Below are 11,209 nucleotides of genomic sequence, written 5' to 3' on the forward strand. Positions count from 1 at the left end.
GGCGTTGACGCCTTGAAAGTTGGAGAGTGGGAAGCCGCAACCTGTACACATGGTGTGCATAACCTATGCACCGCGCGGTGTATTAAGGTGAATTCGCGGGCTAAAAGGCCATGCGGTGATGTCTGTTAAGTAGAGGCCAATGGCGGATGTGCGGACTGAACTGCTGTGGCAGCTTCATCTAGTTCGGTGATCGTTCTGATCGTTCACCCCAAAATTTCCAAACGGCGAAAATGATACAAACAACGCCAACTAAAGCAAAGGGAGCCACCGATTTTAAGTCGGTCATTAGGCAGCAAGCGTTGTATTGATTGATGAATTCGGCGTTCCATTCTTCAAAACCACCATAAGCGAAGGCGTATCCTTTCGCGACTTGAACAATCAGCCAGCTGATAAGTAAGAATACAATACCGAGTGCGAGAGAAAGCCACTTCATAGTTTGGGTGTATGGCAGCCCTGCCAATTTTGTCGAGATGGGCTCGAAGGAGACATTCTCCGCGTCGCAACGCAAGTTTAAGGCGTGGATGCCTGCTGAGCCGGACAAAGCTGCCGTTGCACATGGCCAGCAACGAAAATAGAAACTTATAATGACCCAGACAAACGGTAGAATCCCTCGAACTGCTGACTTGCTTGATAAATTTCTGAAGTTTGATGCACTGGGGCTAAAAAAGAGGCAAAGCAAATTTTCTTGGCGATAATTGATGCCGTTCCCAGCTTGGACGCAAAAACGGTTTGGACGCAGAACAATTTGGACCGATTGCCTCTAAATCGTACAAACCGGATACGTCACGAAATTTACGAGAGTATAGTCTTTCCAGTCCTGAAAGCTAAATTCGGCCGTGACGAGCCTGATGCTAGCTATCTCCTAGGAAAGTACTGGCAAAACCTTGTCACAATGCGTTCTTTATCGGAACAGATGAACCATCGTTCTGCGACCGACTTTTTTCGGATCGCATTTGAACTTGAACCAAGCTCTGTTCGATACCGGCATGCCTACCTTACCTCTTTGATTAATGACTTGAACTTCACTTTTCACGAGTGGCCGACTGGAATCTTGATCGACCACACTAACTGGCAGGAGGACATTCAGAGACTTAAAGAGCAACTTTCTCTTGCTGGTTCATTAGATAAAGATCGCCGGTTTTCCGCAGACTTGGCCGACTGGTTTGAGGTTAGCCAGCAGTATGAAACCCGACTGGCTGAGCAAAGACAGAGTTGATTCGGGCTCAAAGCCGACTCGCAACTCCCTAAAGCACCCCAATTTCTGCCAACGCCCTATTCAATTCCACGGGCAGGGGCTCTTCGCTTTCGCGTCCTTTGGGCAGGTCAGGCGGGGTGTCGGCTGGTTTAAGGTACCGCCAGCCTTGGAAGGGGCGTTTAAGCGCGCTTTGCACGCGCACCAGTTCAGGATCGGACACGATGGCGCAGCGCCGAATTCCATCGTCACCGATCACTTCGTCGAGCCGCAGAATACGTTGGCGACACGTTAGCACGCCTTTGATCACCCAATAGATTGACCCGCCGGCAAGGATCTCGGCCTCGCGTTTGGGCCACATGCGGGTGACATGGCGGGGCAGGCCGTCGGGGGCTTGCGCGCGCTTGGTTGCTTGCCACGTTTCAAGGTCGTCGATGGTTTCAGTGCCGACCGAAAGTTTGACTAGGTTGATAAAATTATCCACAGACTCACCTTTTCCCCACACCAAATATTGTAGCCTAAGTGGCCGCGACTGCAAGGTGTGGTGGCGCAGGGCAGGGGCTGTATGTTGTGCCTTCCTAACAAAACGCCCCTAGGGATAGTGGTTTATGCTGGAAATTGGGGGGTATTTGGCGTAAATATTTCACCTGCCAGGGGGCCGAGAGAATCGGCACCCGCCAAAGGGACTCCTAATTATGACACGTTTTGCTGCGCCGATTGCCGAACAAATCTGGGATATGAAATACCGCTTTAAAGAAGCTGATGGCACTCCCATCGATGCTTCGGTCGAAGACAGTTGGCGCCGCATCGCGCGGGATTTGGCCTCGGTCGAGGATGATCCGTCGGCTTGGGAAGACCAGTTTTATGGCGCGTTGGAGGATTTCAAATTCCTACCCGCGGGGCGCATAACGGCAGGTGCGGGCACGGCGCGCTCGGTCACGTTGTTCAACTGCTTTGTTATGGGCACGATCCCCGACAGCATGGGCGGCATTTTCGAGATGTTGAAGGAAGCGGCGTTGACCATGCAGCAGGGTGGCGGGATCGGGTACGATTTTTCGACCATCCGGCCCAAAGGTGCAGGCGTTAAAGGCGTGGCAGCGGATGCGTCGGGGCCATTGTCCTTTATGGATGTGTGGGATGCGATGTGTCGCACAATCATGTCGGCAGGGTCACGACGCGGCGCGATGATGGCGACCATGCGGTGTGACCACCCGGATATCGAGGACTTCATCACAGCTAAGTCCGACGCCGCACGCTTGCGTATGTTCAATGTATCGGTCCTTATCACGGATGCCTTTATGGAAGCTGTGAAGGCGGATGACCCGTGGGAATTGCAGTTCGACGGCGCGGTCTACAAGACTGTTCGGGCACGCGCACTTTGGGATGGCATCATGAAGTCGACCTATGATTACGCCGAACCGGGCGTGATCTTTATCGATCGCATCAACGCTGCCAACAACCTGAACTATTGCGAGACGATTGCGGCCACAAACCCGTGCGGAGAGCAGCCTTTGCCACCCTATGGCGCCTGCTTGCTGGGGTCGATCAATATGGCCCGGTTGGTGGCGGACCCGTTTGGTGATGCGGCGGCTTTGGATGTCGAACAATTGTCGGGCCTTGTCGCAACGGCTGTGCGCATGATGGACAATGTGGTTGATGCATCGCGTTTCCCGCTAGAGGCGCAGGCGCGCGAAGCGGCCGCCAAACGGCGTATTGGCCTTGGTGTCACGGGCCTTGCGGATGCGCTTTTGATGGTTGGGTTGCGCTATGGATCCGACGAGGCGGCGCGTCAAACGGAAAGCTGGTTGAAAGCGATCGCCCGCGCCGCATATCTGGCGTCGGTGGACTTGGCGAAGGAAAAAGGGGCGTTCCCTTTATTCGACGCCGATGGGTATCTTGCCAGCGGCGCAATGCAGGCAATGGACGCGGACGTGCGCGCAGCCATTTCCGAACACGGAATTCGCAATGCGCTTCTGACCTCAATTGCGCCAACGGGAACCATTTCGCTGTATGCAGGTAATGTCAGTTCGGGGATCGAGCCCGTCTTTGCCTATGCTTATACGCGTAAGGTGTTGCAAAAAGACGGCTCGCGCACCGAAGAAGAGGTGGTCGATTATGCAGTCGCTTTGTGGCGAGAACTAAAGGGCGATGCGCCACTACCAGACCATTTTGTGAATGCTCAAACGCTTGCGCCCATGGATCACGTAAAGATGCAGGCGGCGGCGCAAAAGTGGGTGGATTCCTCGATTTCCAAGACCATCAATTGCCCCGAGGACATTGGGTTTGATGACTTTAAAGATGTTTACATGGCTGCTTGGGATCAGGGTTGTAAGGGTTGCACAACGTATCGACCCAATGCGGTGACCGGTTCCGTCTTGACGGTGTCTGAGGACAAGCCCGTCGCAGAAGTGGTTGCGAACGGCGACGATGAGCCGATGCACCCGCATGGCGACGTGATCTATATGGCCGAACCCTTGGACCGTCCGAAGGCGCTTGAAGGCAACACCTATAAGGTCAAATGGCCTGACAGCGAACACGCCATCTATATCACTATCAATGACCTCGTGATTGGCGGGCATCGCCGCCCGTTCGAAGTATTTATCAACTCCAAAAATATGGAGCACTTTGCGTGGACAGTGGCACTGACACGCATGATCTCGGCGGTGTTCCGTCGGGGCGGGGACGTGTCATTTGTGGTCGAAGAACTGAAGGCGGTATTTGATCCGCGCGGTGGTGCATGGATGGGCGGCAAGTACATTCCGTCGATTTTGGCGGCCATTGGGGGCGTGATTGAACAACACATGATCGCGACAGGGTTTATTGCGGGCGAAGGCATGGGGTTAAAGTCGGATCCCAAGGCAGAAGTCGCCCAAATGGGCGCGTCGCGGGGTAAGGCTTGTTCCAGTTGCGGTTCCTATGAACTGCGCATGATCGAAGGGTGCATGACATGCGCGGCCTGCGGTTTTTCCAAATGCGGGTGATCTGAAGAGTTCAGGTTGTGGACGTAGGTGAGAGAAAAATTGCCTGGGCACTCACGGTTTTAAGCCAACTTTGGCGATTAGATTGCGTATAGCAGTGCGGATGTCGCATTGAGTGCTTCGCCAAGCCGGTTCAAGTCGAGCTTTCTATCCATACTAGATGAAGTAACTTTCAAACGTTCTGAGAACGATGTGGGCCTAGGCATGGCGGTTGCCGGTGAAAAACGGCCATAGCTCTACCACAAAGCAGCTTTTGGAGGGATGCGCAGATTTCAGGTGCGGTGCCCCGGGCTGCAAGAACGCTAAAGGTCGATTCTGTAACGCGCTGACGACGCCAGATCAGACGCTCAAAGTATCAGTGGACGCAACGATCTCGGACAAGACACAGATCAACGGGCAACTGTAACCGATTGAAGATTGCTCAGTCTGTTATGCTACCAATCAGATCACGGCATGGCGAACTGCATTATTCGCGACCGCTCCAACAAAAGCCGCTCTGGCCTGACGTTTAGAGAATTTATTGACCGGTTAAAGAAAGACCGAAACCTTACAACAGCCGATCCGAACTGATGAACTCAAAGAGAGGCAGGTCATGAGGCGCTTCAGCTAACGTCTCTAAACGAGCTAATGAAACAGTTGGTCAAACCTTGAAGCACGCAGATCCACGGGATCCAATTAGAAGCATCATGATCAACAGGAGGCGCTCGTCCAAATGGTTGGATCAAAATGAGACCGCTTAACCGCATTGGCTGCTACGCCTTCGTTGTGTGGGTGTGGGAATCAGATTTGAATCCAAGGCGCTTCAGCGCCCCTTCGATCGCAATAAAAGCCAACGATTCGCCTCAGAATCCCATTGACCACAGCAGGGCGGCCACAAAAACACAGGGACTGGTTATGAGCTTGGTAACGAAAAGGGAGAAAAAATGCAGATTTTCCCAATAAAATATGACCGGGCGACAAAATTTTCCGCAACGCACCCGATGGCAGTACGTTTTTTGAAAAAAGGTCTTGCGGGTTCTTTGGAGTAACTCTAGAACCCCCTTCAACGGCGACGCAGACAAGCAACGCCAGACGCCAGACGGACCAAACGGAAGCGGAGACGCGGAAGGGCGGGGACGAGGTGAAAGACTAAAATCTGAGGTTTAAGAGGCGGGGCGCGCCAAGAAGTTAGGGCGCATCCAGTCATTTTTGTCTCTACGCTCTTTGAAAATAGAATAAACTGAAGAGATATGTGGGCGGTTTGGTTCATTTCGATGGATCAACCTCTTCATATCGCGCTAGTAGGGGTAACCCGATAATCTAGTGTCAGCTTCACTGTTTGGACGGTTTCTTGTTTTCTTATGAAAACCTGAAGCACAACAAACAGAAGACTGATCTTAATCCTTTGCAGGGTTAAGGTCGATGTGCAGAGGTTCGAACGTCAAGGACATGATCGTAAGATCATTTCAACTTGAGAGTTTGATCCTGGCTCAGAACGAACGCTGGCGGCAGGCCTAACACATGCAAGTCGAGCGCACCTTCGGGTGAGCGGCGGACGGGTTAGTAACGCGTGGGAACATACCCTTCTCTAAGGAATAGCCACTGGAAACGGTGAGTAATACCTTATACGCCCTTCGGGGGAAAGATTTATCGGAGATGGATTGGCCCGCGTTAGATTAGATAGTTGGTGGGGTAATGGCCTACCAAGTCTACGATCTATAGCTGGTTTTAGAGGATGATCAGCAACACTGGGACTGAGACACGGCCCAGACTCCTACGGGAGGCAGCAGTGGGGAATCTTAGACAATGGGCGCAAGCCTGATCTAGCCATGCCGCGTGAGTGATGAAGGCCTTAGGGTCGTAAAGCTCTTTCGCCAGGGATGATAATGACAGTACCTGGTAAAGAAACCCCGGCTAACTCCGTGCCAGCAGCCGCGGTAATACGGAGGGGGTTAGCGTTGTTCGGAATTACTGGGCGTAAAGCGCACGTAGGCGGACTATTAAGTGTAGGGTGAAATCCCAGGGCTCAACCCTGGAACTGCCTTACATACTGGTAGTCTTGAGTTCGAGAGAGGTGAGTGGAATTCCGAGTGTAGAGGTGAAATTCGTAGATATTCGGAGGAACACCAGTGGCGAAGGCGGCTCACTGGCTCGATACTGACGCTGAGGTGCGAAAGTGTGGGGAGCAAACAGGATTAGATACCCTGGTAGTCCACACCGTAAACGATGAATGCCAGTCGTCGGATAGCATGCTATTCGGTGACACACCTAACGGATTAAGCATTCCGCCTGGGGAGTACGGTCGCAAGATTAAAACTCAAAGGAATTGACGGGGGCCCGCACAAGCGGTGGAGCATGTGGTTTAATTCGAAGCAACGCGCAGAACCTTACCAACCCTTGACATCCTGTGACAACTCGAGAGATCGAGCGTTCCTTAGGGACACAGTGACAGGTGCTGCATGGCTGTCGTCAGCTCGTGTCGTGAGATGTTCGGTTAAGTCCGGCAACGAGCGCAACCCACATCTTTAGTTGCCAGCAGTTCGGCTGGGCACTCTAAAGAAACTGCCCGTGATAAGCGGGAGGAAGGTGTGGATGACGTCAAGTCCTCATGGCCCTTACGGGTTGGGCTACACACGTGCTACAATGGCAAGTACAGTGGGTTAATCCCCAAAACTTGTCTCAGTTCGGATTGGGGTCTGCAACTCGACCCCATGAAGTCGGAATCGCTAGTAATCGCAGAACAGCATGCTGCGGTGAATACGTTCCCGGGCCTTGTACACACCGCCCGTCACACCATGGGAGTTGGTTCTACCCGACGGCCGTGCGCTAACCTTTTGGAGGCAGCGGACCACGGTAGGATCAGCGACTGGGGTGAAGTCGTAACAAGGTAGCCGTAGGGGAACCTGCGGCTGGATCACCTCCTTTCTAAGGATGTTCCTAGCCATGATTGTTCGCAATCATCATGGAACACTTAGCAGAGACGCAAACAAAGCGTCTCAAACATCAGGGCATCTTTACGGATGACCCTTCTGGACCGAGCCGTCCTCATATCTCTTCAGTAATATGATCCACCCGGATCATAGAAATTGCCGATCTTGCGCCGCGAGATCAGCTGGGTCGGTAGCTCAGGTGGTTAGAGCGCACGCCTGATAAGCGTGAGGTCGGAGGTTCAAGTCCTCCTCGACCCACCATATTCCTTCGGGAATACAATGGGGCCTTAGCTCAGCTGGGAGAGCGCCTGATTTGCATTCAGGAGGTCAGGAGTTCGATCCTCCTAGGCTCCACCAAGCTTCTTACAAAGTAAGAAGCGTAGTCGTGGCAATTGCTTCGGAGAAGCAATGAGAGCGACAAATTCCACCGCATCGACGATTAGATCGTTAAGCACTGATTTAGTGCTTAACCGTCCAATCGGACGATAATCAGCGCAAGCTGATTTGACATCGTATAGAGAGATACAAAGTTGCTTTAAGAGTAATCTTAAAGTGACAAACAACACTGTTTGGTTCAGCCGAGTGTGGCATGAACCTCAGTTGGTTTTGTACCGAGTTTAGTAGTCGCAAGGCGAAAGACGGGTGCAAAAGGCGACTTTCCAAATGCTTCCTCGTTTGGTCTGACGTATCCCTTCTGAAAATGACAGAGTTGTCCAAGTCAAGTACACTAACCAGAGCAGCATCGTTTACGGTCCCGCACGGAACGTAAGCAATGGTGACTGTTCATTTTGTCAGCATGAATACAAACATGCTGGCGGGTAAAGTATGCTTTTGATCTCAGAAGAAGACTGCATTTAGTTACCAGCTGTGCGGTCGTGTTAGACGCAAGTCTTTCTTTTTCTGGATCAAATCAAGCGCGAGAAGGGCGTTTGGTGAATGCCTTGGCAGTAAGAGGCGATGAAAGACGTGATACTCTGCGATAAGCCATGGGGAGCTGAGAATAAGCTTTGATCCATGGATTTCTGAATGGGGCAACCCACCTGACAGTTTCATATTGTTGCGCAAGCACTCAATATGTCGCTGAACCAGGTACTTATAGACTGAATACATAGGTTTATAAGAGCAAACCCGGGGAACTGAAACATCTAAGTACCCGGAGGAAAGGAAATCAATATGATACTCCCCTAGTAGCGGCGAGCGAACGGGGACCAGCCGAGCTGTAATTGCGACTAGAATAACCTGGAAAGGTTGACCATAGCGGGTGACAGTCCCGTATAGGAAGCATGATCAGACGTATTAAGTAGGGCGGGACACGTGAAATCCTGTTCGAAGATCGGAGGACCACCTTCGAAGGCTAAGTACTCCTTACTGACCGATAGTGAACCAGTACCGTGAGGGAAAGGTGAAAAGCACCCCGACGAGGGGAGTGAAACAGCTCCTGAAACCGAACGCCTACAAACAGTTGGAGGGCCCTTGAGGCCTGACAGCGTACCTTTTGTATAATGGGTCATCGACTTGGTCTATCTAGCAAGCTTAAGCCGTTAGGTGTAGGCGCAGCGAAAGCGAGTCTTAATAGGGCGAATGAGTTAGGTGGATCAGACCCGAAACCGAGTGATCTAGGCATGACCAGGATGAAGGTTAGGTAACACTAACTGGAGGTCCGAACCCACACCTGTTGAAAAAGGTCGGGATGAGTTGTGCCTAGGGGTGAAAGGCCAATCAAACTCGGAGATAGCTGGTTCTCTGCGAAATCTATTTAGGTAGAGCGTCATCCGAATACCCCGGGGGGTAGAGCACTGGATGGGTAATGGGGCCTCACCGGCTTACTGATCCTAACCAAACTCCGAATACCCGGGAGTACTAGATGGCAGACACACGGCGAATGCTAACGTCCGTCGTGGAGAGGGAAACAACCCTGACCTACAGCTAAGGCCCCTAATTCATGGCTAAGTGGGAAAGCAGGTGGGACGACCATAACAACCAGGAGGTTGGCTTAGAAGCAGCCATCCTTTAAAGATAGCGTAACAGCTCACTGGTCTAAATAAGTTGTCCTGCGGCGAAGATGTAACGGGGCTCAAGCCATGAGCCGAAGCTTAGGATGCATTTAATGCATGGTAGCAGAGCGTAGTGTGACATAGTTCCAAGTCTCCTTAACCACTTCGGTGGTATTGGAGACATGGAGCTTTCTGTGAAGCCGGCCTGTGAGGGATCCGGTGGAGAGATCACTAGTGAGAATGATGACATGAGTAGCGACAAAGAGTGTGAGAGACACTCTCGCCGAAAGTCCAAGGGTTCCTGCTTAAAGCTAATCTGAGCAGGGTAAGCCGACCCCTAAGGCGAGGCCGAAAGGCGTAGTCGATGGGAACCAGGTTAATATTCCTGGGCCATGGAGTGGTGACGGATCTCGAGGGTAGTTCATCCTTATCGGATTGAATGGGCTGCTTAGAGGTTCCTGGAAATAGCCCTCCTATAAGATCGTACCCTAAACCGACACAGGTGGACAGGTAGAGTATACCAAGGCGCTTGAGAGAACTATGTTGAAGGAACTCGGCAAAATACCTCCGTAAGTTCGCGAGAAGGAGGCCCGGTTCCTACGCAAGTGGGAGCTGGGGGCACAAACCAGGGGGTGGCGACTGTTTATTAAAAACACAGGGCTCTGCGAAGTCGCAAGACGACGTATAGGGTCTGACGCCTGCCCGGTGCCTGAAGGTTAAAAGGAGGGGTGAGAGCTCTGAATTGAAGCCCAGGTAAACGGCGGCCGTAACTATAACGGTCCTAAGGTAGCGAAATTCCTTGTCGGGTAAGTTCCGACCTGCACGAATGGCGTAACGACTTCCCCGCTGTCTCCAACATAGACTCAGCGAAATTGAATTACCGGTCAAGATGCCGGTTACCCGCGGTTAGACGGAAAGACCCCGTGCACCTTTACTACAGCTTCACACTGGCATCAGGCCAAGCATGTGCAGGATAGGTGGTGGGCTTTGAAGCAGAAACGCTAGTTTTTGTGGAGCCTCCCTTGAGATACCACCCTTGCTTTGCTTGATGTCTAACCGCGGTCCGTTATCCGGATCCGGGACCCTGTGTGGCGGGTAGTTTGACTGGGGCGGTCGCCTCCTAAATCGTAACGGAGGCGCGCGAAGGTTGGCTCAGAGCGGTCGGAAATCGCTCGTTGAGTGCAATGGCAGAAGCCAGCCTGACTGCGAGACTGACAAGTCGAGCAGAGTCGAAAGACGGCCATAGTGATCCGGTGGTCCCAAGTGGGAGGGCCATCGCTCAACGGATAAAAGGTACGCCGGGGATAACAGGCTGATACTGCCCAAGAGCTCATATCGACGGCAGTGTTTGGCACCTCGATGTCGGCTCATCACATCCTGGGGCTGGAGCAGGTCCCAAGGGTACGGCTGTTCGCCGTTTAAAGAGGTACGTGAGCTGGGTTTAGAACGTCGTGAGACAGTTCGGTCCCTATCTTCCGTGGGTGTAGGATACTTGAGAGGAGTTGCCCCTAGTACGAGAGGACCGGGGTGAACGAACCACTGGTGGACCAGTTGTCGTGCCAACGGCAGTGCTGGGTAGCTATGTTCGGACAGGATAACCGCTGAAGGCATCTAAGCGGGAAGCCCCCCTCAAAACAAGGTATCCCTGAGGGCCGTGGTAGACCACCACGTCGATAGGCCAGAGATGTAAGTGCAGTAATGCATTCAGTTGACTGGTACTAATTGCCCGATAGGCTTGATTTGATCCAGTAAAAGCAAGACTGCATACGTTTTGCGATGAACGATAAATCAAAAGCATACACTGCTTAAACGAAAGTCGTACGCGACTTGGACAACATGTTGAGGAAATTAAAGATCTTTTTTGGTTTGGTGGTCATAGCGCAAGCAAAACACCCGGTCCCATCCCGAACCCGGCAGTTAAGTGCTGTTGCGCCGATGGTACTGCGTCTTAAGGCGTGGGAGAGTAGGTCACTGCCAAACCTAATAAGGTCTTTAATTCCCGTATCTCTCTGACGATAATCAAAAAATCTCAATAATCGGCTAAAGCAACAAGCAACGTGCTTGTGACGTTGCGCTTAATCCGTAAGCGTCGGATGAACATGCCCTACAGGAGCGTTTTGCTTAGAGTGCTCATCA

4 protein-coding genes, 2 tRNA genes and 3 rRNA genes are annotated in these 11,209 nt (G+C 52.2%); 7 read left to right on the forward strand and 2 right to left on the reverse strand.

Translation table 11 applies throughout. From position 1 onward, the window contains the following. Window positions 1-178 precede the first annotated feature (178 nt). Window positions 179-433, reverse strand: a complete 255-nt coding sequence (locus ABJF76_RS10010) for a hypothetical protein (RefSeq protein ID WP_413822295.1) — start codon at window positions 431-433, stop codon at window positions 179-181. Window positions 434-685: 252 nt separating this feature from the next. Here ABJF76_RS10010 and ABJF76_RS10015 point away from each other — a divergent pair, with 252 nt between their 5' ends. Next, complete coding sequence (locus ABJF76_RS10015) at window positions 686-1,216, forward strand: hypothetical protein (protein ID WP_413822296.1); 531 nt, start codon at window positions 686-688, stop codon at window positions 1,214-1,216. A 28-nt stretch (window positions 1,217-1,244) separates the two neighbouring features. Here the strand turns inward: ABJF76_RS10015 and ABJF76_RS10020 are convergent, their stop codons facing one another. After that, window positions 1,245-1,676 (reverse strand): DUF1489 family protein, encoded by a 432-nt coding sequence (locus ABJF76_RS10020; RefSeq protein ID WP_413822297.1) that lies wholly within the window; start codon window positions 1,674-1,676, stop codon window positions 1,245-1,247. Window positions 1,677-1,887: 211 nt separating this feature from the next. Here ABJF76_RS10020 and ABJF76_RS10025 point away from each other — a divergent pair, with 211 nt between their 5' ends. The 6 genes from ABJF76_RS10025 (at window position 1,888) to rrf (ending at window position 11,053) form a co-directional block, all read left to right on the forward strand. Beyond that, window positions 1,888-4,173: an adenosylcobalamin-dependent ribonucleoside-diphosphate reductase gene (locus ABJF76_RS10025; RefSeq protein ID WP_413822298.1), complete on the forward strand. Its 2,286-nt coding sequence runs from the start codon at window positions 1,888-1,890 to the stop codon at window positions 4,171-4,173. Between the two features lie 1,443 nt (window positions 4,174-5,616). Then, a 16S ribosomal RNA gene (locus ABJF76_RS10030) occupies window positions 5,617-7,074 on the forward strand. Between the two features lie 189 nt (window positions 7,075-7,263). Next, window positions 7,264-7,340: transfer RNA gene (locus ABJF76_RS10035), tRNA-Ile, on the forward strand. 20 nt (window positions 7,341-7,360) lie between these two features. Beyond that, window positions 7,361-7,436 (forward strand) — tRNA-Ala (locus ABJF76_RS10040). A 551-nt stretch (window positions 7,437-7,987) separates the two neighbouring features. Continuing rightward, window positions 7,988-10,816: ribosomal RNA gene (locus tag ABJF76_RS10045) — 23S ribosomal RNA — on the forward strand. A gap of 122 nt (window positions 10,817-10,938) precedes the next feature. After that, window positions 10,939-11,053, forward strand: a 5S ribosomal RNA gene (gene rrf / locus ABJF76_RS10050). The 16S, 23S and 5S rRNA genes sit together here with 2 tRNA genes alongside, the layout of an rRNA operon. The last annotated feature ends 156 nt before the right edge of the window (window positions 11,054-11,209 follow it).

The organism is Tateyamaria sp. (genome assembly GCF_039940735.1).
Classification (GTDB): Bacteria; Pseudomonadota; Alphaproteobacteria; order Rhodobacterales; family Rhodobacteraceae; genus Tateyamaria.